Consider the following 24,082-nt stretch of genomic DNA (forward strand, 5'->3'; position numbering starts at 1 on the left):
GATCGCTCCTTGAGTTCTATCTTACGATATATCTTAGCTAGGTGGCGGGTGGAGTCAAGATATATCTTACGATGCATCTTGGTTGACGCAAGGCGAACTGCGAGGCGGTCGAATGCGCAGCGATCGCCGCGAAAACAGCCTACCAGCGGCCTTTGCGGCGGTTCCAGGCGTAGAGAAGATCGGCAAACCGATCATAGGCAAAGCGCGTCAGCCGCAGCACGACCGAATTGCCGAACAGGGTGGCGAGCCATCCCTCGCCAGGCGTGAGCCGCCAGACGGCGATCGCCACATCGGCACCGACCAGCAGCTTGCCCTCGGCATCGGTCGCATGCAGCCGCCGGCGGACATCCTCGAGCGAGGCGCCGAAGGCTGAAAGCGCTTGCGGTTCGAAATTAATGTCGCGGAATTCGACGCGGCCGGACTTGACCGCTTCAATCAGCCGCCGTTTCTGGCGGTTGATGCCGGCATCGCAGACCGGGCAGCGTGTGTTGTACCAGACAGTCAGCAACGGCTCAGGCATCGCGCGACTATCGGCGACCGAGCGCGGCACCGCAATATCAGCATCGAGCCGGGCTGTTTCCGGCGCTCTACCCCAGCGAACTGATGATCTCGCGGTAGGCGAATTCCGGAAACGCCTTCATCGTCCGCGTCCTGACATTGCCGCCCGACGACAACATCAGCGCGAAACGGGCAAGCACGGCATCGTCCGGCGCTTCGACAATGGCGACCATGTCGCATTCGCCCATCGTCAGATAGAATGCCTTGAACGATCCGCCCATTTCACCGAGCAGCTTCTTGGCGGCATCGAGCCGCTTCGGCGACTCCCGCACGTTCTTGGCGCCCAATTCGGTCCAGTTGATAAGCACGATGTAGGTTGTCATGGCACACCTCCCACCGGGAGCCACGGAGCGCAACGCCTGGCAGTTGCGGCCGGCGTCCGGGGCGGGCATCCGGCTTGTCGCCCACAAATGCATCCGACCCTGAAATTATCCTCCTGTTGAGCAAGCCCGGCAAGGCGGCATAACAAATAGGTGGAAATGAAAAAGGACGCCGAGGCGCCCGTTTTCGTATGTTGCGTTTCCGCTCAGCTGTCCAGGAAGCTTCTCAGCTTCCGCGAGCGGCTCGGGTGCTTGAGCTTGCGCAGCGCCTTGGCCTCGATCTGACGGATACGCTCGCGGGTGACCGAGAACTGCTGGCCGACCTCTTCCAGCGTGTGGTCGGTGTTCATGCCGATGCCGAAGCGCATGCGCAGAACACGCTCCTCGCGCGGGGTGAGCGAAGCCAGCACGCGCGTGGTTGTCTCGCGCAGATTGGCCTGGATCGCCGCGTCGATCGGCAGGATCGCCATCTTGTCCTCGATGAAGTCGCCGAGATGCGAATCCTCCTCGTCGCCGACCGGCGTTTCGAGCGAGATCGGCTCCTTGGCGATCTTCAGCACCTTGCGCACTTTTTCGAGCGGCATTGCGAGCTTCTCTGCCAGCTCTTCCGGCGTCGGCTCGCGGCCGATCTCATGCAGCATCTGGCGCGAGGTACGCACGATCTTGTTGATCGTCTCGATCATATGCACCGGAATGCGGATGGTGCGCGCCTGATCGGCGATCGAGCGGGTGATCGCCTGCCGGATCCACCATGTCGCGTAGGTCGAGAACTTGTAGCCGCGGCGATACTCGAATTTGTCGACTGCCTTCATCAGGCCGATATTGCCTTCCTGGATCAGGTCCAGGAACTGTAGGCCGCGATTGGTGTATTTCTTGGCGATGGAGATGACGAGCCGAAGGTTCGCTTCCACCATTTCCTTCTTGGCGATCGCGGCCTCGCGCTCGCCCTTCTGCACCTGGTTGACGATCCTGCGGAATTCCAGAATCGAGATCGCCGTCTCGGTGGCGAGGTTCTGGATCTCGGCGCGCAGTTCCTTGATCGCGTCCTTCTCGTTCTTTGTGAATTCCTTCCAGCCGCGCGAGGTGAGATTCGCGATCGAGCGGGTCCAGTTCGGATCGAGCTCCGAGCCCTGATACTCCTTGAGGAACTCCTCGCGGCGCACGCCGTAGCTTTCGGCGAGCCGAAGCAGCTTGCCCTCGTTCTGCACCAGGCGCTTGTTGATGTCGTAGAGCTGCTCGACCAGCGCCTCGATGCGCGCGGTATTGAGCGACAGCGACTTCACCGCCTTGATGAGCTGCTCCTTGAGCTCCTTCAGCCGGCGATCCTGGCTGGGCGAAAGCGTGCCGGCAGCCGCCAGCCGGTTCTCGACCTGCTGGTCCTGCAGCTTGCGAAGCTTCTTGTAAGTGTCGGCGATGACGTCGAGCGTCTCCATCACCTGCGGGCGCAGTTCCGCTTCCATCGCGGCCAGCGACAGGCTTGCCTCGTCCTCGTCGTCTTCCTCTTCTTCCAGCCCGCGCGTGTCGCCGCCGACATTGGTGATGTCGTCTTCTTCCTCGCGCGCCGCCGAGCGGCCGCGCGGCTTCTCTTCGGCCTTGGGCGCTTCCTCGACGCGTTCGACAACGGGCGCCTGCTTGGCCTCGGGGCCGGCATAGGTCGCCTCGAGGTCGATGATCTCGCGGAGCAGGATCTTCGATTCGTTGAGCTCGTCGCGCCAGATGATGATCGCCTGGAAGGTGAGCGGGCTCTCGCACAGGCCCGCGATCATCGTCTCGCGGCCGGCCTCGATGCGCTTGGCGATCGCGATTTCGCCCTCGCGCGACAGAAGCTCGACCGAGCCCATCTCGCGCAGATACATGCGCACCGGGTCGTCGGTGCGGTCGGTCGGCTCTTTCTTGGTGGTCGTGGTGGCAACGGCGGTGCCGGTCTGCTCGGCAAGCTCGTTGGCGTCTTCCTCGGAGTCGGCGCCCGCGTCGCCGCCTTCCGCCTCCTCGCCCTGCTCGTCGTCCTCGACGACGTTGATGCCCATGTCGGACAGCATGGCCATCGTGTCCTCGATCTGCTCGGATGTCACTTCCTCCGAGGGCAGCACCGAGTTCAGTTCGTCCATGGTCACATAGCCGCGCTTCTTGGCGGCCTTGATCATCTTCTTGACAGCATCATCGGAAAGGTCGAGCAGCGGGCCATCGGTGGCGCCTTCACGTTCGGTCTCGACCTCTTCCTTTTCCTTTGTCGCCATTCTTTGTCGTCTCCAAGCGGCCGAATATCGAAGCCGCGTAAGCTGCCGGACCGGTCAAACCGGATGCGCTCGCCCCAGAACGCTTCTTACCGGGCCAGTGACCGCATCATCTCTTTTGTTTGCTGCCTGTCGTTGCCCCAAAACCGGTTCCACTTTTGGGCGACATGCATTAAGTCCAGATTAACCCTGGTATCTGTGGCAGGCCTTTTGCCTGTCCAGTCGCCAGAACCTAACATCGCTCAAAATTTCCCACCGACGCCGGGCACGGTTAACGTTTCGAATCGTCCTGATTCCGCCAATCTGCCAGAAGGTCAAGCGCCTCTGGCATGATTCGCATGAAAAAAGCGAATCAATTGCCCGACTTAGAGGCGTCGAATCGACGCGCCTTGAGCATTTCCATTTCATTTCGGGCCGACCTGGGCCTAAGCGCGCCCAGCCCTGCCCGACGAAACGCCGAACCCTTCGATCAGCGCTTCCGTTGCCTGTACATCGTTGAATTGCGCTTGAATCTCGACGAGATGCCGAAAGTTTTCGTCCGACGGGTCTGCCTCGAGCGCCGCCTGCGCCTGTTTCAGCTCCCTATGTAAGGTGCGCGCGCTGCGCTGCAAGTGCAGCGCTTGGTTGAAGGCGTCGCGGGCGTCGTCAAGTCCCGCGGTTTCGAGCGCCGGCCACTGCCGCGCCCGCTTGATCAGCGCCACCGCGCCTTCCCAGATGTCGCCGCATCCGGCGCGCTCGATGGTGGCGATGACTGCGTCGCGGTCGTCGGCCGCGTCATGCGCCATCGCGTCGAGGATGGCGGCATGCAGCCGCCTGAGATCCGAATTGGCAAGGTCCAGGAATTCGACATGCGCGAAATTCTCGTCGATCAGCGGCGGATGGTTGACCAGCGCCACGATGATCGTCGCCTCGCGTACCGACATGGCCTCGCCCGTGCGCTTGACCAGCGCCGACCGGCCGAGGCTTTCGGTGATGGCGGTGCGCGCGCCGGCAGCGCTCCGGCCAAACGCCCCGCCTGGCGCCGAACCTCTGCCGCGCTCGCCTGGCCGGCCGTCCTGGCGTCCCTCGTGTAGGCCTTGCCGCGCGCCGCGCTGCGAGCCGAAGAAGCTTAGGACGCGCTCGCGCATCTCCTGCTGATAGTGGTAGCGCAGGCTTTCGTCGCGGATGCGGCCGGTAAGCTCGCGCAGCGTCTTCTCGAGCTCCGCCCGCCGCTCCGGCGTGTCGAAGACGCCGCCCGCCGTCTCGCGCATCCACAAAAGGTCGACCAGCGGCCGCGCATCGGCAAGCACCGCGCGGAACGCGTCCGGCCCATCCGCTTTGACCAGATCGTCGGGGTCCTTGCCTTCGGGCAGCAGCGCGAAGCGTGCCGAGCGCCCGGGCTGGATCGCCGGCAGGGCGAGGTCGGCGGCGCGCCAGGCGGCCTTCAGCCCGGCCTGGTCGCCGTCGAAGCAAAGCACCGGCTCGCCGGCCATGCGCCACAAAAGCTCGAGCTGGTTTTCGGTAAGCGCCGTACCGAGAGGCGCCACGGCATTCTCGAAGCCGGCCTGTGCCAGCGCGATCACGTCCATATAGCCTTCGACGGCGATCACCGTGCCGCCCTTGGCCACCGCTTTGCGGGCGCGGGCGAAATTGTAGAGCACGTTGCCCTTGTGGAAGAGCTCGGTCTCCGGCGAGTTCATGTATTTCGCCAAAGCGTCCGGCGCCAGCGCCCGACCGCCGAAGGCGATGATCCTGCCGCGCGAATCCGGGATCGGGAACATGATGCGGTCGCGGAACCAGTCATAGGAGACCGGGATGTCGTCGCCATGCCGGACCAGTCCGCAGGCTTCGATATCGGCCTTCGGCACCCCCTTGGCGGCGAGGTATTCCTTGAGCGCGTTGCGGCTGTCCGGCGCATAGCCGAGCCGGAAGGACTGCTGCGTCGCCGGCGTCAGACCGCGGTCGCGCAGATAGGCGCGGGCCTTGGCGCCTTCCGGTCCCTGCAGGCGCTCCTGGAAGAAGACCGTCGCCATCTCCATGACGTCGATCAGGCTGGCGCGTTCCTTCTCGCGCTTTTCTTCTTGGGCGTCGCGCACCGGCATCGGCACGCCGGCCATCTCTGCGATCCTTCCGACCGCTTCGGGAAAGCTCATGCCGTCGAGTTCGGTCAGGAACTTGAAATGATCACCCGAGACCGAACAGCCGAAACAGTGATAGCGCCCCTTCTTGTCCTCGCAGTGGAACGACGGGCTCTTTTCGCCGTGAAACGGGCAGCACGCCCAATAATCGCCGCGCGATGCGTTGGACTTCTTCCTATCCCAGGAAACGCGTTGACCGATCACCGAAGAAATCGGCACTCGGTCGCGTATCTCGTCGAGGAAGGCGGGTGGAAAGCGCATCGGGAAAGGCTCGTTTACCCTCCATATAATCAAGCCGCTTGGGCGCGACGACTCGATAAGCCCGATCGTACCCGCTTTTCACAGACAAAAAGAAGGCGGCCGCGCGGCCGCCTTCCCGTCTTTCGGACCATTCCCCGCTCAGTGCGCGGCGATCGCGCCGAAGATGATACCGGAGACGATGCTGACCAAAAGGTAGTCGTTGCCGACGCGAATCCACTCCTGGCCGGGGCCGGGACGGCGCAGCCCATAACGGTGCCAGTCGCGAACCGCCTGATGGCGCTTCCAGCTGGAATACTTCTGCCCATTGCGCCAATGGCTGCGCTTCACCACGACCTTCTTCTTCACGACGCGCTTCTCGACATGCCGGCCCGGCCTCTGCCAGTCGACCTGTGTGTAGGTCGATTGCGTCTCGCTCGGCTGAACGAGCGGCGCGGCCTGGCCCGAAAAGGCCGAAGCGGTCAGCATCGCGGCGGTCACGGTGGAAAGTATGAGACGCTTCATGGTCAGTGCTCCTTGGTTGTCGATAGGCAAGGAGATATTCCGGCTGGCATGAACCGAAACTGAACACCTTGGTTACAATTCCGTAATGATTTCCGTTGGTTACGCAAGCAGGTTCACCAATTTACAGAAACCGGTTCAAGCCCAGGCTTCGCGTCGACGCGACATTTGCCGCCTGTCCGACCGCGATCTGCAACCAAAGCACCTTCTATCCATTTCCGACACACGCCGTCGTGTGCCGAATGTCGGCCGAATCGGGTAAAATTTATTATCCGGCTAATGTAAACTGCTTTAGTCTCGACCTTCGAAATGCTTGCGATTCGCACCTTTTTCCGCTTCCTGGCCGCCTCGTTGCGAGGCTCGGCATGAGCGGATCCGTTGTCCTTCTGCACCTTGCCGGCGCAGTGGCGCTGATGCTGTTCGCCACCCGCATGGTAAAAACCGGTGTCGAGCGCGCCTATGGCGATGTGCTGCGTCACAGGCTGCGCGCCACCATGCGCAAGCCGCTGATGGCGGTGCTGGCCGGCTGTGGCCTCGCGATCGCGCTGCAGAGTTCAACCGCCGTCACGCTGCTGGTCGGCTCCTTCGCCGGCGCCGGCATCGTGTCGGGCGCCGCCGGGCAGCTTGCCGTGCGCGGCGCCGAGATCGGCTCGGCCTTGGTCGCGAAGCTTCTTACCTTTGATCTGTCGCTCGTGGTGCCGTTGTGCCTGGTCGCAGGAACCATCATGTTCATGGCCACCGAGCGCCGCGATTGGCGTCAGACCGGCCGCATCCTTGTTGGCATCGGCCTTCTGATCCTGTCGCTGGAGATGATCGGCCAAGCTTCCGAGCCGTTGCGCGACAGCCAGCTCATGCCGGTCATCATCGACTACTTCTCCGGCGATGCGATCAGCTCCTACCTGCTGGCGGCACTGATCACCTGGCTGTTCCAGTCGAGCATCGCGGCGGTCCTGCTCATGGCCACGCTAGCCGGCCGGGGTTTGATCACTCCGGAGCTCGGCGTCGTCCTGATCCTGGGCGTCAATCTCGGTTCCTCGATCATCGCGCCGATGCTCACCCGCTCGGCAGCGGCGGAAGTCCGCATCGTGCCGATCGGCAATCTTCTGATGCGCGGGCTTGGCTCGCTCGTGATGCTGATCCTGTTCATGATTTTCAGGCCGCACTTCTCCTTCCTCGGCACGACGGCCTCCGGCCAGATCGTCAACGCCCACATCCTGTTCAACGTGATCATCCTGCTTGCCGGGCTGCCACTCGCCGGCCTCGTCTATCGCGCTTCGGAGAAGATCGTGGCGCTCGGTACTAAGCCCGAACCGGCGGCAGCGCTCGACGTGGTCGAACTGTCCGCGCTGAACGAGAGCGCGCTCGACACGCCAAGCCAGGCCCTGGCCAACGCCACGCGCGAGGTGGTCCGGGTCTGCGAGACGGTCGAGATCATGCTGAAGCGGATCATCGAGCTCTATGAGAGCGCCGACGCCGGCAAGATCAAGGCGCTGGCCGCGCTCGACGACCGGGTCGACCAGAAGCACGCCGCGATCAAGCTCTATCTGGCCAAGGTCACCAAGAACCCCCTGAGCGAGGACGAGGCGCTGCGCTGCCAGGAACTGATCGGCGCCTGCGTCAAGCTGGAGCAGGTCGGCGACATCATCGTGCGCAACATGCTTGTGCATGTCAGGAAGAAGCTGGAGCGCGGGCTGGAATTCACGCCCGAGGGCTGGCGCGAGCTTTGCGCTTTCCATGCCTCGGTTCTGGCCAATGCGCGGCTTGCCTTCAACGTGCTGGTCTCGCGCGACCCGGAAACCGCCCGCCAGTTGGTGCTCGAGAAGGACCTGCTGCGCGAGCGCGAGAAAGAGACCAGCGCCAGCCACTTCGTGCGGCTGCGCGACGGGACCGCGAAAAGCGTCGAGACCAGTTCGATCCATCTCGACACCATCCGCGACCTCAAGCAGATCAATTCGCTGCTCGCCTCCATGGCCTACCCGGTGCTGGAGGAGCGCGGGCTGCTCGGCGGCTCGCGTCTGAAGGCGAGCTAGCATCGCTGAAGGCGAGCTAGCATCGACCGACCGGCCCGCACACAATTAGCCTTCGTTCAATCCTCGCATCCGTCGGCTAGGTGACGGTGAGATTGATGACGGCTCCGACTGAGCGCCCGTACGGCACGAAGAGGGCCAGTCGAGACCACTGCCCAACCCGGTCAAGAAAACCTAAAGCGGCATCGACAATTTCTGCATTGCCCGCAGCGTCCCATCCATGGTTTGAGGCCAGCTCATTCAGGATCGCTGTCCGCGCCATGCTGCCCCTCATTGCCCTGTTCATTGCCGCCTTCGCTTTCGGCACGACTGAGTTCGTCATCGCCGGCGTGCTGCCGGAGGTAGCGCAGGGTCTGGGTGTTTCCGTGCCCACCGCCGGCTATCTCGTCTCCGGCTATGCCTGCGGCATCGCCATTGGTGGTCCGCTCCTGGCGCTCGCAACCAGCAGGGTCTCGCGAAAGTCGCTGCTCATCGCCCTGACCATTGCCTTCACTCTTGGCCAGGCCGCTTGCGCGCTGGCGCCCGATTTCACCTCGATGCTTCTCCTGCGCATTGCCACTGCAGTGGCGCATGGCTGCTATTTCGGCGTCGCCATGGTGGTCGCGGTCGGCCTGGTGCGTGAGGACCAGCGCGGCCGGGCGGTCGCGGTCATCCTCTCTGGATTGACCGTCTCCAACGTTATCGGCGTTCCGGCCGGCACCGCGATCGGCGGTCTCTGGGGCTGGCGGGCGACCTTCTGGGTGATGTGCGCGCTGGGCGTCGTCGCGATCGTTGCCATGCTTGCGCTGCTGCCCCGCACGGCAGGCGCCGCCAACCGGCCCGCCGGCCTCGCGCGCGAGGTGCGCGTCTTGGGGCGCCAGCAGGTCTGGACCTCGCTCATCCTGATGCTGATGTTGATGATCGGCCAGTTCGGCCTCTTCACCTACATCACGCCGACGCTGCTCGAAGTCACCGGCCTCCACGAAAGCCTGATCCCGTTTGTGCTGCTGCTCAACGGCGTCGGCGCGACGATCGGCGTTCTCTTGGGCGGCAAGCTTGCCGACTGGAAGCTGATGCCGTCGCTGATCGCCATGCTTTTCCTGCAGGCGGTTATGCTTGGCGTCATCTATGCGGTCAGTCCCTACCCGGTGCCGATGATCGTCGCGATCGTCATATGGGGCGGCCTCAACTTCGCCATCGGCGCGCCGATCCAGACCCGGATCCTGGCCTGGACGGCAGACGCCTCGAACCTTGCCTCGTCGCTGATTCCCTCGGGCTTCAATGTCGGCATCGCGCTCGCCGCCTCGCTGGGCGCTGCGATGCTCAATGCCGGTCTTGGCTATCGCAGCCTGCCGGTCGCCGGCGCGTTTGCCATGCTGGTGGCCCTGGCGGTCGCGCTTGCCTCGCAGGCTTGGGAATGGCGCAGCCGGGCGACGCCGCCGTTGCCGGCTGCGGCGGAATAGAGCCTTGGCGTGCCGCTCTGCCGCCTCAGACCTGAGGACGCAAGGAGCCAGAGCCGCCCGACAGGATCGACTTCAAACCGTGAAGCCCCTCCTCCAGCCTTTCGTGGCTGGATGCGGCACCCAACGCCAGCCGCAAGCCATCAGCGGCACTGGGCACGACGGAGAACTCTTCCGCCGGGCTGAGGGCCAATCCGCGACGGCGTGCGATCTCGGCGATATCCGATGAACGCAATCGCGCATCCAGCGGATACCAAAGATGCAGGCTTGATTCCGTCGAGGCGAAACCGGCCGGCAGGATCTTGCGCGCGATCGTCTGCCTGGCCTCTGCTTCGGCACGCACCGCGGCGGTGATCTCGCCGGCCAGGCCGCTTCGCACCCACTCGCAGGCGAGCCCCGTCATCAGCGGCGGCGCCATCATGGTGGTGCCCCGGATTGTCGCCGCGATCCGCTCGACGGATTTCGCGTCGGGCGCCGCCAGGAACGCCGTGCGCAGAAATGGCGAGATGCATTTCGCCAATGTAGCCAGGTGGAATGTCCGGTCCGGCGCCAGGCTGAGGAAGGCTGGCGGTGAAGCGGTCTGCAGGGGACTGTAGGGATCGTCCTCGACGATCACCAGGCCAAGCCTGCCCGCCATCCGAGCCAGATCCCGGCGCCGGCCCTCCGGCATGGTGAGCGTGGTCGGATTGTGAAGTGTCGGGTTGAGATAGAGGACGCGGGCGCGATATCGTCGCGCCGCTTCCTCCAGATGGTCGGGGCGCATGCCGTCATCGTCGCGTCCCGCCCCAGCCAGCTTTCGCCCCGTGGCCTGCGCCAGCGCGATCAGGCCGGGATAGGTCAGCGTATCGGTGAGGATCGTATCGCCCTCACGGGTTTGCGACAGAAGGACGGCGGCGAGCAGCGCCTGCGCCCCCGAACCAAGAGCCACGCGCTCGACAGGCAACCTGCCGCCGGCTGCGGCAAGCCAATACGAGCCGGCGGCGCGTTCCGCGGGAGAACCCGGGCCGGGATGGTAGGAAAGCAGTGCTTCGGCGCTGAAACGTTTGAGCAGTCCCTCGATGCCGCTCCGGATCAATGCCGGCAGGCTCAGGCCCGAAGGCGCCGGCGGAATGTTCATGCTCAGATCGAGGATCGGCTCTTCCGGCTCGCCGGGCGTGATGAAGGTGCCGCGACCGGCCGTTGCATCGATCAGGTTCCTGCGGCGGGCTTCGGTGAACGCCCGGGTGACCGTGGTCAGATCCACGCCAAGGAAGCGGGCAAGCTCTCGCTGCGGCGGCAGCCTGTCCCCCGGTTGCAGCCGCCCGATCGAGCGGGCAGTCGCAAGCGCCTCGACGATCTTGAGATAGAGCGGCTGTGAGTCTTCCGCCAAGGGAGAAAGCCAGCTGAGGTCCCCTTCACTGTTCATGCCACCGGTATCCATACATTTTATCGCATTGTATGCATACAATAGTCATATTAGTATGTATGCGTGACCTCAAGGCCGATCGAATGCATGCGAGGTCCTGGAGTGATGACCATGCACGACGCGCACTATCCCCACCTCGAACCCTGGCGGGTCGGCATCCGCGGGCGATGCCCGCGTTGCGGAGAGGGCCGGCTGTTCGACGGATTTCTGAAGCTGGCGCCGAAATGCGAAGTCTGCGGGCTCGACTATTCTTTTGCCGATCCGGCCGACGGACCCGCCTTCTTCGTCATCTGCTTTGCCTGCGTGCCCTCCGTCCTGTTCGCCGTCTGGGCGCAGGTGACGTTCGAGCCATCCATGTGGTTCCACGCCTTCGTTTCGGTGCCGATCATCCTTGCGACCTGCATTCCGCCGCTCAGGCCGCTGAAAGGCTGGCTTGTCGCGAGCCAGTTCTACTACAAGGCCGCAGAAGGAAGACTGGCCAGGCCCGGCGAATAAGGTTCTCAAGTTCGCTTGCCTTGAGACCTAAAGGTCGATCCGGTACTTGAGGCTCTCCGCGCCACCATAGGCGGCGACTTTGGCGAACCGGCCGACGAGAATGCCGCCATTGGCGAGCACCACCTTCTGGGATGCAAGATTGTCGAGATCGGTGGTGATCTCGACATAGTCGAGACCGACCGCCCTTGCCTCGTGAAGCATCAGCCGCAGCGCTTCGGTGGCATAGCCGCGCCCCTTCTTCCATGGCATCACGGCATAGCCGATGTGGCCGAGCACGTGCGGCGGCAGCGCCGACGTGCCCTTCTGCCAGCGAAGCCCGATCGAGCCGGCGGCCTCGCCGTCCCAGATCCAGCGCCGGAAGCCCGGCAGGCGTGGCACCATTGTGCCGTCCGGCAGTGCGATCGGCGGCCCCTTGGCCTCGGGGTCGTCCAGGTCGGCGAGAAATGCCACCGGATCTTCTTCAATGGCCTCGAGCTGCTCGCGCGTAGCCTCCAGCAGCCGCACATTGTCCGGCGACCAGCCGCGCTCCAGCGCCGCCTTGTAGGACGGCAGATGCTCGAGCGCTGGTTTGACGAGTTCGACCATGAAGCCGTGTCCTTTGCGAGATCGGCAGGCATAGCCCCGGTCAGGATCGCCCTCAAGCTGACTGAAAGCGGATTTCGCCCTTGTTGAGGAAGCACATCTTGTCGAAGAGCGATAAATCGAGTGGGTTCGGCAGCCGGACATCGTCAAGGTCGGGAAAAGGCTTCCTGGACGCATCGTATGACCGGTCGACCTGGGAGATGAAGACCAGCACCAGCCCGCGTTCCCGGGCAAACGATCTCAAGGCGCGTATCTGCACCATGAGCTCGGGATCTTCGCGCTTCTGGTCGAGCAGTTGCAGATAGTCGATCACCGCCAGCGTGCCGCGCGGCGCCGACCCCAACGCCTCGATGATGTAGGCGGCGCTGATGGCGTCGGAATTGTCGAACTCGAACAGATGGTCGAAAACGGCAGGGTCGACGCCGATGTCGCGGAACCGGTCGAGGATGTCGGCATGCATGTATTCCAGGGTGAAGAATACGGCGCGACTGCCCTGCTTCATGGCCGCCACGGCGAGTTCGAGGCTCATCAGCGTCTTGCCCTGACCCGGCCGGGCCGCCACGAGGACCATGTCGCCGGGTATCAGTTGCGCAGGCAGCCTCCCGGCGGGTGCGGCCTCGGCGGCTTTCGCCGCAAGCAGGCTCCAGCTGCCAAAGCCTTCCTTGAAGGCCATGCGGTCAAGCGCCTCATGAAGGGGAACATTTTCCTTGCGCGACAGCAACCTCGCCTGGCGCTTCAGATGATAGACGGGTGCGGAAAGCCGCATCGAAAAACCTTCTATTGCGAGCAGTCTTCGCAATCCCTCCTTATGCCGATGCTCGAACAGTCGGTTTAGCGATCGAATGCCCTGCATGAACAATGCTTTCCCAACGGAGGGAGGAGGCGTGGGCGCGCCGGAATCAGATAGTAGCCAACTTCTTGCCTGTCGAAAATCGCAGATGCGCCAGCTTCGGCAGAGCGCACTAGACAAGAAGTGTTTCGCCCATCGGCGCTATGCTCTTATGATTGGCGCAGGTGATTCACCACAAGCGATACCAGTTCGAGGGGGGATTAATCCGGTGCGGTTGATATCTGTTCCGCTTGGTGCCGCCGTCCTCTTCGTCCTCGCCGCTCTGACGGCATCGGTCGGCTCGTTCGCGGCGTTGCGCCCATCGAACATTCCGGACTGGCTGCAGCGCCATGTCGGCGACAACGAAGGTCAGATCTCGCAGGTCGTGCTGGAGCGGGCGCGCGCCCTCTACCAGAAGAAGGTCAGTGAAGGTTCGGTCAGCAACCCCTGCTACTTCGCCATGGATGCAACGCGGCCCGGCGACCTGGGCAACAGTGTGCTTGGTCAACGCTACTATATCATCTGCGAGGCCAAGCAGCTCTTTCGAGCGGTTTCTTCGGGCCATGGCGGCGGCCGCAATCTCAAAGGCGTTGCCGATTTCTCCAATGGCAGGCGTTGCGCGAAAAACTTCGGCAACGCGATGGATTCGGAGCTGACGGCAGGCGGAGCCTACATGACCGCCGAGACCAAGACGTCCTTCAAGGGCTATTATCGCGTCGGTGCGCAGAACGCGGTGTTCATGCGTACCTTCATCCAGTTCGATGGCGAAGGCGAAGCGGCCAACGCCAGGCAGCGCGTGATCGGCGGCCATCCGGCAGCCTTGCTCAGGGGCATGTGCCTGCGCAAAGATCCGAACAGCTCCTACGCCGACCATGACGGCTTCGTCCCGTTCGGCAGGCTGGTGAATTATGCCGGCGGCCGCAGCAATGGCTGCACCAGCTGGTCGCCGGCCGATGCCGAGCAGATCATCCCGTTGGTGAAGAACAACCCGACCACGCTCTACATCTATCCTGAATCGCGCGACATCGCCGCTGTGGCGCGCGCCAAGGCCGCCGGCCAAGCGCTGTCGGCTGCGGGCGTCTATTGGAACGCATCCTGCCTGAAGGAAATCGGCTCTCCGAAGTTCTGGCCGAAGAAGACCCTCGAGCCGATCATCGCGCAGTACAAGAAGGACCATCCGGCGCCGCCGCCGCAGCCGGTGCCGATCTGCAAGAACTGAGCCGGTCTTCTACTGGAGCAGCCCCTTGATGATAGCGCTCGCCTTGGCGAAATCCATCTGGCCGGCATATTTCTGCTTCAGGGCGCCGATCACCTTGCCCATGTCCTTCTGGCTGGCGGCACCCGTCGCCGCGATCGCCTCGCGCGCCGCCGCCGTGATCGCCACATCGTCGAGCTGTGCCGGCAGGAACTCGCGGATGATCTCCATCTCGCCGCGCTCCTGCGCCGCCAGTTCCGGCCGCCTGCCGTCCTCGAAGGCTTTGGCCGATTCCTCGCGCTGCTTCACCATCTTGGAGAGGATCTGCAGGATCTCTTCCTCGCTCGCCGCAGGCTTGCCCGCGCCGCGATTGGCGATGTCGCGGTCGTGGATGGCGGCCTGGATCAGCCTGAGCGTCGGCAGCCGATGCTTGTCCTGTGCCTTCATCGCGCTCTTCATGGATTCGGCGATTTTCTCGCGCATGATGCTTCTCCTTCGATCGCGGCGGACAATAGCTTCGCCGGACGCTCAAGGCAAATCCAGGCAAACCGTTGATTTTGCTCGGCGAAATAAATCCATTCCGCTCGGAGGAAGCGTCATTGACCGCTTTGCCGCCATCCCCTATGTACTGAGCCTCGCATGAACTGAAACTTTGGTTGCGCGCAGGCTCGCGAATTCGCCGCCGCGCGTCGTTTGCTGCGCGGGTCGTCCCTCCAACGGGATGATCCGGAACAGCCTCTAGGAGTGCCGCCATGGCCACGACCGCCCCCTGGGCCACCGAAAAGCCGACCGCCCTTCTCGTGCTCGCCGACGGCACGATGATCGAAGGCCGCGCCCTCGGCGCCACGGGATCGGCGGTCGCCGAAGTCTGCTTCAACACCGCCCTGACCGGCTACGAAGAGATCCTTACCGACCCCTCCTATGCCGGCCAGATCGTCACCTTCACCTTCCCGCATATCGGCAATGTCGGCACCAACAGCGAGGATATCGAGGATTTGCATCCAGCTGCCCGCGCGGGTGCCGTCGGCGCGATCTTCAAGGCCAATGTCACCGACCCCTCCAACTACCGGGCGGCCGGGCATCTCGACCAATGGTTGAAGAGGCGCGGCATCATCGCGCTCTCGGGGATCGACACTCGCGCTCTCACCGTGCTGATCCGCGAGAAAGGCATGCCCAACGCCGTGATCGCCCATGCACCGGATGGCGTTTTCGACCTCGACGACCTGAAGCGGCGCGCCGCCGCCTGGTCGGGCCTTATCGGGCTGGACCTCGCCAAGGAGGTCACCTCGGGCCAATCCTCGGTCTGGCGCGAGACGCCCTGGGCCTGGAACAAAGGCTTCGGCGAGCAGGACGAGTCGTCGCTGCATGTCGTGGCCATCGATTATGGCGTCAAGCGAAACATACTGCGCCTGCTTGCGGGCCTCGGCGCCAAGGTCACCGTCGTGCCGGCAAAAACCGGCGCGGAAGAGATCCTGGCCATGCAGCCGGACGGCATCTTCCTGTCCAACGGTCCCGGCGACCCGGAAGCGACGGGCAAATATGCCGTGCCGGTCATCCAGGACCTGCTGAAAAGCGATCTCCCGGTGTTCGGCATCTGCCTCGGCCACCAGATGCTGGCGCTGGCGCTCGGCGGCAAGACCGAGAAGATGCATCAGGGCCATCACGGCGCCAACCATCCGGTGAAGGACCACACAACCGGCAAGGTCGAGATCGTCTCGATGAACCATGGCTTCGCCGTCGACGCCGACTCGCTGCCCGAAGGCGTCGAGGAAACCCACGTCTCGCTGTTCGACGGCTCGAATTGCGGCATCGCGCTGACCGGCCGGCCGGTGTTCTCGGTCCAGCACCATCCCGAGGCCTCGCCCGGGCCGCAGGATTCGCACTATCTCTTCCGCCGCTTCGTCAATCTCATTCGCGAGCGGCGCGGCGCGCCGGCCCTGGCCGAGCGCGCCTAGCTCAAAGCGCAACCCACTCCAAGGCGTATTGAGATTCGGGCCAGGCCGGGCCGGAGTCGAAGACGGGCGCGAAGCGACCAAACTGGCCGGGTTCAGAGAACCGGAGGGGATCGTATTTTTTGGTCGTGCGCACTGGAAGCGCAGGAAACAGTCATTTACAGGCCAGCACCACCTGAATATCAACACGCCTTAAGCCGCGTCGGTCACCGCTTCCTGCGCGTGCATGCGCTCGACCTCCTTCGGTGTCGGCTTGGCGACCTTCGTCACGAAGACGATCACCGCCAATGTCAGGAAAACCGCGCCGAGCACATAGGGCGCGCCGCCGAACTCAACCGGCGCGCTTGGGCCGGTGAACCAGGAAAAGATCGCCGTATAAAGCAGCGGCGTGATGATCGAGGTGATCGAGAAGATCGAGGTCATCGCGCCCTGCAATTCGCCTTGCGCCGAAGGCGGCACCTTGGCGGCCGCAAGGCTCCTCAATGGCGGGTCGGCGAGCGCTTCCAGGCAGCCGGCGACGATCACCGCGTAGATCATCCAGCCCTGCGTCGCAAACGCGTAGCCAAAGGCGCTGAGCGCGGTGAAGGTCAGGCCGATCGCCGCGGTCCTCCACTCGCCGAGCTTCGGGATGACACGCGGCAGCACCGTCGCCATGACGATCGCGCCGCATAGACCGAAGGCGCCGAGCGAGAAGCCGATCTGCTGCTCATTCCAGCCATAACGGTAGCTTGAAACGAAGGACCAGACCGCCGGATACATCATGTGGCCGAGCGTCATCAGGAAGAAGACCAGCCCGATCCAGCCTATGCCGGGATAGTTGCGCATCTGGATCAGCGTGCCAACCGGATTGGCACGTTTCCATTCGAAGCGGCGACGATGCTGCTCGTCCAGCGTCTCCGGCAGCAAGAACATCGCGATGAGGAAGTTCACGAAGGCGAGCCCGGCTGCGAAATAGAACGGCACGCGCGGCCCGAATGTGCCGAGCAGTCCGCCGAGCACCGGACCGATGACGAAGCCGACGCCGAAGGCAATGCCGAGCAGGCCGAAATTCTTGGCCCTGTTCTCGTCGTTCGAGATGTCGGCGATGAAGGCCGACGTCGTCGAATAGCTGGCGCCCGAAATGCCGGCGAGCACGCGTCCGATGAACAGCATCGGATAGGACCAGGCGATGGCGCAGATCAGATTATCGATGGAGAAGGTGAGCACCGAGGCAAGCAGGATCGGCCGCCGCCCGAAACGGTCGCTTAAGCCGCCGATGACAGGCGCGAAGAAGAACTGCATCGCCGCATAGACGAAGAACAGCCAGCCGCCCTCGATAGCCGCCTCGCTTACGCCGGCGCCGGTCAGCTCCTGCAGATAGGCCGGCAGCACCGGCATGATGATGCCGAAGCCGATGACGTCGAGCAGCAGCGTCGTGAAAACGAGCGCAAGGCCCCGCTTGGCGGTCTTGGGGTCGATCATGGTGACAAGCTCCTCGGCCGCCTTGGACGGGAGGCTCTTATAGGCGAGCCAGCCGGCCGGAACAATAAGCGAACGACCGCAACTGCCTCATCCTGACATCAGTTCCCGGCAGCCCGCCGCGGTGCCGCAGCCCTGCGTCGCTGTTCAGACCGGATTGTTGAATGTATCGCAGTCCGAAAGCTTGCCGCTCTTGTAGCCGCGCGCCAGCCAGGTCTGCCGCTGCGCCGACGTGCCGTGGTTGAAGCTTTCCGGAACCACATAGCCCTGCATTTTTTTCTGCAGCGTGTCGTCGCCGATCTGCTTGGCGGCATTCAGCGCGCTTTCCATGTCGCCCTGCTCCAGAATGCCCTTCTGCGCGGTATAGTGCGCCCAGACACCGGCGAAGCAGTCGGCCTGAAGCTCGACCCGGACCGACATCTGATTGGCCTCGGCCTCGCCCATGCCCTGCCGCATCTGGTTGAATTTCGACATGATGCCGGTGAGGTTCTGCACGTGATGGCCGACCTCATGCGCGATCACGTAGGCGCGGGCGAATTCACCCGAGGCGCCGAACTGCTGGTCGAGCTGCTGGAAGAAGGTCATGTCGAGATAGACCTTGTGATCGCCCGGGCAATAGAACGGTCCCGCCGCCGAAGAGGCAAAGCCGCAAGCCGACCGGATCTGGCTGCTGAACAGCACCAGCTTCGGGTCCTCGTAGGTAAGGCCATTGGCCTTGAAGATACCGCTCCATGTGTCCTCGGTCTCGGCGAGCACGGTCGCCACGAACTGTTTCATCTCGTCCGAGGCGGGCGCGCCGCTGTCCGGCGAACTGCTGTCTTCGGTAATCTGGCCGCCGCCGCCCGGCACGAGGCCACCACCTTCACCCAGGATCTGCGATGGATCGAAGCCGAAATACCATCCGGCGAGAACCACCAGAATGACGAAGATGATGCTGCCGCCGCCGCCCGCTCGCCTCCCGATCGGAACGCGGAACTGCCGCGGACTGCCACCGCCGAACCCGCCGCTGTCGCTGCGCTCGTCCTCGATATTGTCGCTCTGACGGCGGCCTCTCCAAAGCATGGCAACTTCCTCGCAATGCAGATGTTCTGGAAGGTCCGGCCTATGACCGCCCCCTTCAGACAATTATCGCAACGGTCACGCCGAGTCACAGCATTTTTGCTGACCAAAAGACCGCGCGTCCGGCTCCAGATGGGATGAAATCAGAGCTTTTGCTTCGAGCCGGTTTCGGCCTCGGTCTTGCGCTCGTCACGAGCCGCCGCGTGTCTCAACCCTTTGGCCGCTGGCTTGCCCTTCGTGGTCGGTGCCTGTTCAACGCCGTCGTTTCCTCCCTTCCACGCGATCATCGCGCAACGTCAGCAGCAACGTGCGTACCGTTCGGCGGTTCCAGCGACTCGTGGTCGGGAAGTTTAACGCTGGCGGGGCTCAGCGCGTCGTCATCGCCCTGCGAAATGCATCCAGCGTCTCGGCGCTGACATGGTGCTCGATCCCCTCGGCATCGATCCGCGCCGTCTCGGCGCTGACACCCAGCGAGCGCAGGAAGGCTTCGACAGTCTCGTGACGGATGCGGCTCTCCTGCGCCACCTTGCGACCGGCGTCCGTGAGAAACACCCCGCGATAGGGTTTCCTGGACACCAGCCCGTCGGCGCAGAGCCGTGTCAGCATTTTTGCCACGGTGGGTTGCGCGACGCCAAGCCTGGCCGCGATATCGACCTGACGGGCCTCGTTTCCGTCCTCGATCAGATCGGCGATCAGCTCGACATAGTCCTCGACAAGCGCGCTGCGACGCGCTTCGCGGGTCTGCCGGAACCCTTCCGAATGGATTTCGGCATCAGGAAGCGGCTTTTCGCGTCGAACTGGTCTGTTCCTCAGCGCCAATACGCGCTCCTTCATGGCTGAATCGGCTCCGCACTCATAGCACGGACCGTAGTGCTCTGGCCGTTTATTTGCATTCCCGGGTCGGCGCAACCCGGCGTTTGCTGCTGCACGCGGCGCCTGTCGGCTTGCATCACAAGAGCTTGAACAATGAAGTATAGCCTGTTGCATAATGTTCAGCCTTAGCATACATAGTGGCGATCCTCGATACCCTTCCAGCGGCCCCCCCGATGTCAGAAGCAGTGTCCCGTCCCTCGTGGCAATTTGCCCGCTCCGATGAGACTGAACAGCCCAGTCTGCGCGAGGTCAATGCCTCGATTAGGGTGCCCGACACCGGTCTCTGGTTCCGCCGCCTGTTCGCCTTCATGGGTCCCGGCTATATGGTCTCGGTCGGCTATATGGACCCGGGCAACTGGGCGACAGACCTCGCCGGCGGCGCCCAGTTCGGCTACACGCTGCTTTTCATCATCATGCTGTCGAACCTGATGGCGATCCTGTTGCAGGCGCTGGCCGCCCGCCTCGGCATCGCCACCGGCCGCGACCTCGCGCAGGCCTGCCGCGCCTATTATCCGCGTCCGGTAAATTTCCTGCTCTGGATCGCCTGCGAACTGGCGATCATCGCCTGCGACCTCGCCGAGGTGATCGGCACGGCGATTGCGCTGCAGCTCCTGTTCGGCATCCCGCTGATCGGCGGCGCCGTCCTCACCGCGCTGGACGCCTTCCTTGTGCTGCTGCTCATGAACAGGGGCTTCCGTTATCTCGAGGCGTTCGTCGTCGCGCTCCTGATCATCATCTTTGGCTGCTTCGCCATCCAGATCTTCGTCGCCGCCCCGCCCGCAGGCACAATCCTGCATTCGATGTTCGTGCCGTCGTCCCAGATCGTCACCAACCCGACGATGCTCTACATCGCCATCGGCATCATCGGCGCCACCGTGATGCCGCACAATCTCTACCTGCACTCCTCGATCGTGCAGACCCGCGCCTATGAGCGCACCGATGCCGGCAAGCGCGACGCCATCAAATGGGCGACCACGGACTCGACCATCGCGCTGATCCTGGCGCTGTTTGTCAACGCGTCCATCCTGATCGTCGCGGCCGTGGCCTTCCACGGCACCGGGCACCAGGATGTCGCCGAGATCGGTCAGGCTTTCGCATTGCTGTCGCCGCTGTTGGGCTTGAGCATCGCCTCGATCCTGTTCGCGGTCGCGCTGCTCGCCTCCGGGCTCAACTCGACGGTCACTGCCACGCTCGCCGGCCAGATCGTGATGGAAGGCTTCCTGCGTCTGCGCATTCCGCAATGGGCGCGCCGCCTGCTGACGCGCGGCCTTGCCATCGTCCCCGTCGTGATCGTCACCGCGCTCTACGGCGAAAAGGGCACGGCCCAGCTCCTGGTCTTCAGCCAGGTCATCCTGTCGATGCAGTTGCCCTTCGCCGTTGTGCCGCTGGTGCAGTTCGTCTCGGATAAGAAGAAGATGGGCAGTTTCGCCATCTCGCGCGGCGTCGCCGCACTCGCCTGGGTAGTCGCGGCGATCATCCTGGTGCTCAACTTCAAGCTGCTCTTCGACACTTTTGCCGGCTGAGTTCGAGCCGCGACATCCCGGCCGGCCGCGCTATCTTCTGAAAGCATGACCGTTTCGGACGACGCCCGAAAATTCTACGCCAAACTGATGGCCGCGCATGCGCGCTCCGCCGATCCCCGCATCGAGGAGGCGTTCGCCTCCGTGCCGCGCGAGGCCTTTCTCGGCCCTGGACCTTGGACAGTCTTTGCCGGCGACGGAGCGTTCAAAACCCCGACTGCCGATCCAAGCTACATCTACCAGAACGTGCTGGTGGTGCTCGATGCCGACAAGGGCATCAACAACGGCGAACCGGTTCTGCACGCCATGTGGATCGGCAAGGTCGAACCGAAACCCGGCGAAGCCGTCACCCATATCGGCGCCGGTACCGGCTACTATACCGCGCTGCTGGCAAGGCTGGTCGAGCCCAGTGGCAGCGTCACCGCCTTCGAGATCGAAGCGGATCTCGCCGCGCAAGCCAAGGTGAACCTCGCGGCCTATGGCAATGTCGAGGTCGTTGCCGGCGACGCTGTCGCCGGCCCGCTACCGCCCTCCGACATCATCTATGTCAATGCTGCCGTCATTGCCCCGCCCCCTGCGTGGCTGAGGGCGCTGAGGCCCGGCGGCCGGCTGATCTTCCCCTGGCGGCCGGCGCAGCGTATCGGCCTCGCCGTGCTGGTCACCCGCATGCAGGCGGGGTTCGCCTGCCGGCCCTTCATGGGTTCCTGGTTCATCCCTTGCGTCGGCGCCTCCCTCGCCGGCCCGGAGGCAAGAGTGCCAACCCGCGAACGCGCCAGCCGCACGCGCTCGATCTGGCTGACCGAAGACAAGGCGCCCGATCGAACCGCCACCGCCGTGTTCGGCGATGTCTGGTTCTCGTCCCGCGCCATGCGCGCCGACAGCGAACGATAGAAATCTGCGGAAGCCTGTGTCGGAACGCAGGCTTGTCGCCCGTCCTTAGGACGAAATCCGGCCGCGACGGCGCGGATCACGAAAAGGGAGAAGACAGATGCGCAAGATCATCGCCGCCACATTCGTCAGCCTCGACGGCGTCATGCAGGCGCCAGGCGGCCCGGAAGAGGACCCGGTCGGCGGCTTTCAATTCGGCGGCTGGACCTTCCATTACTTTGACGAGGTGGCGGGCGAGGCAATGGACGAATTGTTCTCAAAGCCCTTCGCCCTGCTGCTCGGTCGCAGAACCTATGACATCTTCGCCGCGTACTGGCCGTATCAGAAAGATACGATCGCAGATGCCTTCAACCCGGCGACCAAATATGTCGCGACGCATCGGCCGGATAGCCTGACCTGGCAGAACACGCAGCCGCTTGGACCAGACGTCGTTGCCAGGCTCAGGCAGCTCAAGCAGGAAGACGGACCCGATCTGCTCATCCAGGGTTCGGGCAATCTGATCCAGACCCTGCTCGCCAATGGGCTGATCGACGAGATCCGGTTGATGATCTTCCCGCTGTTGCTGGGCAAGGGAAAGCGCCTGTTCGGCGATGACGCGATGCCCGCCGCCTTCAAGCTCATCAAGTCGCAAACCACCAGCACGGGTGTCATCATGGCGACCTATGAACGTGGCGGCGGCGTCAAGACCGGATCTTTTGCGACAGAGCAGCCTTCCGAAGCCGAGCTCGAACGGCGCAAGAACTGGAAGTAGCGCCAAGGTTCCTCGCCCCCAAAGCGGGGGCGAGGAACGAAAAGTGTCGCTCACGCTGCCCGGCGATGCCGCGCCAGACCCTCGCGGATATGAGTGGCGAATGCCTCTGCCGTCCGCGTCACTGCATGCTTCGGCAGGTGCAGGTTGACGGAAAAATTCGGCAGCGCCGGTAAGTCGGCGTCGGACAGGATGTCGAGGTCGGCCGGAACCGTCGAGGCGAGCCAGGTGGTCACCGCAAGGTCCGACCGTACCGTTGCGGTCGTTGCGTCGATGTTGCCGTTCTCGAACACGGTGCGCCAATCGAGCCCGTGCGTGCCGAGCGCCGCCAGCACCGCGGGACGGAAGGCGCAGCTATCCGCGACCATGGAGACCGGCAAAGGCCGCTTCAAGCGCGCCGAGCCGCCTCTGGCACCGACCCAGACCAGCCGGTCGACCAGTAGGCACTCGCCGGCCGTCGGACCGGCCCGCTCCTCGATGACGGCAAGGTCGATCGTCCCTGCCGCCAGCGCCGCCGCGAGTTCCGGCGAAGAGGCGCAGACCAGCGAAATCTCCACCTGCGGATAGGCTTCAGCGTAGGTTTTCAAAACAGGTTGCAGCAATGTGCCGACAAGATCGTAGGGCACGCCGATCCGCACCCCGCCGGCGACCGCCTTGCCGCTTATCTCCGCCAGGATCTCGTCATTGAGCCGCAAGAGACGCCGGCCCTTGTCGAGCAGCCGTTCGCCCGAACGCGTCAGTCTCAAGCCGCGGCGGTCGCGCTCGAACAACATCTGGCCAAGGATCTCCTCCAGCCGCTTGATCTGCTGGCTGACGGCGCCCTGGGTCAGATTGAGGGCGTTGGCCGCGGCCGTCATGCTGGCTTTGTCGGCCGTCGTCACGAAGGTGCGGACAAGTGTGGTGTCGAGATCGCGGAACATCGCTGCATTATAATCACTAATGCAGACCATATCCAACATTGCATTTACTGATAGCGCCCAGCGCCTAACATGCAGGCTCCTTCCACCGTGGAGGCTTTGGATGTCCGAAACCATCATCCCCCTTGTCCTGTTCGCGTTGATCTCGACCTCGACGCCCGGCATCGCCACGACGCTGTCGACGGCATCCGGGGCGCAGTTCGGCTTTCGCCGATCGGTGCCGCTGATGGCCGGCAGCGCCGCGGGACTGGCGTCAGTAGCGGCGGCGGGTGCTGCCGGCCTGGCCGGGCTGATCGCCGCCGTCCCCTCGCTCCAGCTTGCGATGAAGATCGCCGGCTCGCTCTATCTGATCTGGCTGGCGATCAGGATCGGCCGCAGCGGCCCGCCCAAGCTCGACGTGAGCATGGCTAGGCCGAACAGCTTCTTCGGCGGCGCCGGGATTCAGTGGATGAATCCCAAGGGTTGGGCAATGGGCCTGGGTGCGGCCGCTTCCTTCGCGGCGCTTGCCGACGGCCCCTTGCAGTTGGCATTGCTGCTCGGCGCCGTGTTCGGCCTTGCCGCGGCCGTCTCGCTGTCGCTCTGGTGCGTAGCCGGCACGCTGCTGGCACGTTTGCTCCGAACCGAGCGGCAATGGCGCGCGCTCAACATCGTGCTTGGCCTGCTGCTGGCCGCCTCCATCCTGCAGATGTGGCGGCCAGCCTGAGACC

The 24,082-nt window shown here is 63.8% G+C and carries 24 protein-coding genes; 9 read left to right on the forward strand and 15 right to left on the reverse strand.

Going from position 1 to position 24,082, the window contains the following annotated elements:
- Nucleotides 1–139: 139 nt before the first annotated feature.
- The 5 genes from EOD29_RS03430 to EOD29_RS03450 form a co-directional block, all read right to left on the reverse strand.
- Nucleotides 140–520, reverse strand: coding sequence for a DCC1-like thiol-disulfide oxidoreductase family protein (locus EOD29_RS03430; protein ID WP_206520448.1), 381 nt, complete (start codon nucleotides 518–520; stop codon nucleotides 140–142).
- Nucleotides 521–587: 67 nt separating this feature from the next.
- On the reverse strand, nucleotides 588–881 hold the full coding sequence (locus EOD29_RS03435; RefSeq protein ID WP_066994615.1) for a GYD domain-containing protein: 294 nt from the start codon (nucleotides 879–881) through the stop codon (nucleotides 588–590).
- 203 nt (nucleotides 882–1,084) lie between these two features.
- Nucleotides 1,085–3,115, reverse strand: a complete 2,031-nt coding sequence (rpoD, locus tag EOD29_RS03440; protein ID WP_066994612.1) for an RNA polymerase sigma factor RpoD — start codon at nucleotides 3,113–3,115, stop codon at nucleotides 1,085–1,087.
- Nucleotides 3,116–3,537: 422 nt separating this feature from the next.
- Nucleotides 3,538–5,490 (reverse strand): DNA primase, encoded by a 1,953-nt coding sequence (gene dnaG, locus EOD29_RS03445; protein ID WP_127245925.1) that lies wholly within the window; start codon nucleotides 5,488–5,490, stop codon nucleotides 3,538–3,540.
- Between the two features lie 138 nt (nucleotides 5,491–5,628).
- Nucleotides 5,629–5,991, reverse strand: coding sequence for an RcnB family protein (locus EOD29_RS03450; protein WP_127245926.1), 363 nt, complete (start codon nucleotides 5,989–5,991; stop codon nucleotides 5,629–5,631).
- Nucleotides 5,992–6,353: 362 nt separating this feature from the next.
- Here EOD29_RS03450 and EOD29_RS03455 point away from each other — a divergent pair, with 362 nt between their 5' ends.
- Nucleotides 6,354–8,018 carry a Na/Pi cotransporter family protein gene (locus EOD29_RS03455; protein ID WP_095801609.1) on the forward strand — a complete coding sequence of 555 codons (1,665 nt, stop codon included), beginning with the start codon at nucleotides 6,354–6,356 and terminating at the stop codon, nucleotides 8,016–8,018.
- A 76-nt stretch (nucleotides 8,019–8,094) separates the two neighbouring features.
- Here EOD29_RS03455 and EOD29_RS03460 read toward each other — a convergent pair whose 3' ends face one another.
- Entirely contained in the window at nucleotides 8,095–8,277 is a 183-nt protein-coding gene (locus EOD29_RS03460) for a hypothetical protein (RefSeq protein ID WP_127245927.1), read from the reverse strand.
- Between EOD29_RS03460 and EOD29_RS03465 the strand changes: the two genes are divergently transcribed.
- Nucleotides 8,276–9,457 (forward strand): MFS transporter, encoded by a 1,182-nt coding sequence (locus EOD29_RS03465; protein ID WP_127245928.1) that lies wholly within the window; start codon nucleotides 8,276–8,278, stop codon nucleotides 9,455–9,457. The genes EOD29_RS03460 and EOD29_RS03465 overlap by 2 nt on opposite strands.
- Before the next feature lie 25 nt (nucleotides 9,458–9,482).
- On the opposite strand, the gene EOD29_RS03470 is transcribed toward EOD29_RS03465, so the two are convergent.
- Entirely contained in the window at nucleotides 9,483–10,859 is a 1,377-nt protein-coding gene (locus EOD29_RS03470) for a PLP-dependent aminotransferase family protein (RefSeq protein WP_164763685.1), read from the reverse strand.
- 111 nt (nucleotides 10,860–10,970) lie between these two features.
- On the opposite strand from EOD29_RS03470, the gene EOD29_RS03475 reads away from it, so the two are divergent.
- Entirely contained in the window at nucleotides 10,971–11,354 is a 384-nt protein-coding gene (locus tag EOD29_RS03475) for a DUF983 domain-containing protein (protein ID WP_164746753.1), read from the forward strand.
- A 27-nt stretch (nucleotides 11,355–11,381) separates the two neighbouring features.
- On the opposite strand, the gene EOD29_RS03480 is transcribed toward EOD29_RS03475, so the two are convergent.
- Both EOD29_RS03480 and EOD29_RS03485 read right to left on the reverse strand, forming a co-directional pair.
- Nucleotides 11,382–11,939 carry a GNAT family N-acetyltransferase gene (locus EOD29_RS03480; RefSeq protein WP_127245930.1) on the reverse strand — a complete coding sequence of 186 codons (558 nt, stop codon included), beginning with the start codon at nucleotides 11,937–11,939 and terminating at the stop codon, nucleotides 11,382–11,384.
- Nucleotides 11,940–11,991: 52 nt separating this feature from the next.
- On the reverse strand, nucleotides 11,992–12,702 hold the full coding sequence (locus EOD29_RS03485; protein ID WP_127245931.1) for a DNA helicase: 711 nt from the start codon (nucleotides 12,700–12,702) through the stop codon (nucleotides 11,992–11,994).
- A 292-nt stretch (nucleotides 12,703–12,994) separates the two neighbouring features.
- Between EOD29_RS03485 and EOD29_RS03490 the strand changes: the two genes are divergently transcribed.
- A complete protein-coding gene (locus tag EOD29_RS03490; RefSeq protein ID WP_127245932.1) occupies nucleotides 12,995–13,984 on the forward strand; it encodes a hypothetical protein in 990 nt (329 codons plus the stop codon).
- Nucleotides 13,985–13,993: 9 nt separating this feature from the next.
- On the opposite strand, the gene EOD29_RS03495 is transcribed toward EOD29_RS03490, so the two are convergent.
- The gene (locus tag EOD29_RS03495; protein WP_067326768.1) at nucleotides 13,994–14,443 is read right to left on the reverse strand and encodes a GatB/YqeY domain-containing protein; all 450 of its coding nucleotides are present in this window, start codon (nucleotides 14,441–14,443) and stop codon (nucleotides 13,994–13,996) included.
- Nucleotides 14,444–14,712: 269 nt separating this feature from the next.
- Here EOD29_RS03495 and carA point away from each other — a divergent pair, with 269 nt between their 5' ends.
- Nucleotides 14,713–15,915, forward strand: a complete 1,203-nt coding sequence (gene carA, locus EOD29_RS03500; protein ID WP_127245933.1) for a glutamine-hydrolyzing carbamoyl-phosphate synthase small subunit — start codon at nucleotides 14,713–14,715, stop codon at nucleotides 15,913–15,915.
- A gap of 189 nt (nucleotides 15,916–16,104) precedes the next feature.
- Here carA and EOD29_RS03505 read toward each other — a convergent pair whose 3' ends face one another.
- The 4 genes from EOD29_RS03505 to mntR form a co-directional block, all read right to left on the reverse strand.
- Entirely contained in the window at nucleotides 16,105–17,373 is a 1,269-nt protein-coding gene (locus EOD29_RS03505; protein ID WP_095801616.1) for a TCR/Tet family MFS transporter, read from the reverse strand.
- A 144-nt stretch (nucleotides 17,374–17,517) separates the two neighbouring features.
- Nucleotides 17,518–18,432, reverse strand: coding sequence for a neutral zinc metallopeptidase (locus EOD29_RS03510; protein WP_127245934.1), 915 nt, complete (start codon nucleotides 18,430–18,432; stop codon nucleotides 17,518–17,520).
- A 140-nt stretch (nucleotides 18,433–18,572) separates the two neighbouring features.
- On the reverse strand, nucleotides 18,573–18,716 hold the full coding sequence (locus EOD29_RS35790; protein WP_164763671.1) for a hypothetical protein: 144 nt from the start codon (nucleotides 18,714–18,716) through the stop codon (nucleotides 18,573–18,575).
- 79 nt (nucleotides 18,717–18,795) lie between these two features.
- Nucleotides 18,796–19,248, reverse strand: coding sequence for a manganese-binding transcriptional regulator MntR (mntR, locus tag EOD29_RS03515; protein ID WP_066994948.1), 453 nt, complete (start codon nucleotides 19,246–19,248; stop codon nucleotides 18,796–18,798).
- 227 nt (nucleotides 19,249–19,475) lie between these two features.
- Here mntR and EOD29_RS03520 point away from each other — a divergent pair, with 227 nt between their 5' ends.
- The 3 genes from EOD29_RS03520 to EOD29_RS03530 all read left to right on the forward strand — a co-directional run bounded on the left by EOD29_RS03520 (nucleotide 19,476) and on the right by EOD29_RS03530 (nucleotide 22,461).
- Entirely contained in the window at nucleotides 19,476–20,825 is a 1,350-nt protein-coding gene (locus tag EOD29_RS03520) for an Nramp family divalent metal transporter (protein WP_067326755.1), read from the forward strand.
- Nucleotides 20,826–20,870: 45 nt separating this feature from the next.
- On the forward strand, nucleotides 20,871–21,713 hold the full coding sequence (locus tag EOD29_RS03525) for a protein-L-isoaspartate O-methyltransferase (protein ID WP_127215859.1): 843 nt from the start codon (nucleotides 20,871–20,873) through the stop codon (nucleotides 21,711–21,713).
- Nucleotides 21,714–21,810: 97 nt separating this feature from the next.
- Entirely contained in the window at nucleotides 21,811–22,461 is a 651-nt protein-coding gene (locus EOD29_RS03530) for a dihydrofolate reductase family protein (protein WP_127245935.1), read from the forward strand.
- A gap of 50 nt (nucleotides 22,462–22,511) precedes the next feature.
- Here EOD29_RS03530 and EOD29_RS03535 read toward each other — a convergent pair whose 3' ends face one another.
- On the reverse strand, nucleotides 22,512–23,378 hold the full coding sequence (locus EOD29_RS03535; RefSeq protein WP_127245936.1) for a LysR substrate-binding domain-containing protein: 867 nt from the start codon (nucleotides 23,376–23,378) through the stop codon (nucleotides 22,512–22,514).
- A 100-nt stretch (nucleotides 23,379–23,478) separates the two neighbouring features.
- Here EOD29_RS03535 and EOD29_RS03540 point away from each other — a divergent pair, with 100 nt between their 5' ends.
- Nucleotides 23,479–24,078, forward strand: coding sequence for a LysE family translocator (locus EOD29_RS03540; RefSeq protein WP_066994945.1), 600 nt, complete (start codon nucleotides 23,479–23,481; stop codon nucleotides 24,076–24,078).
- Nucleotides 24,079–24,082 lie beyond the last annotated feature (4 nt).

Source organism: Mesorhizobium sp. M1A.T.Ca.IN.004.03.1.1 (assembly GCF_003997555.1).
Classification (GTDB): domain Bacteria; phylum Pseudomonadota; class Alphaproteobacteria; order Rhizobiales; family Rhizobiaceae; genus Mesorhizobium.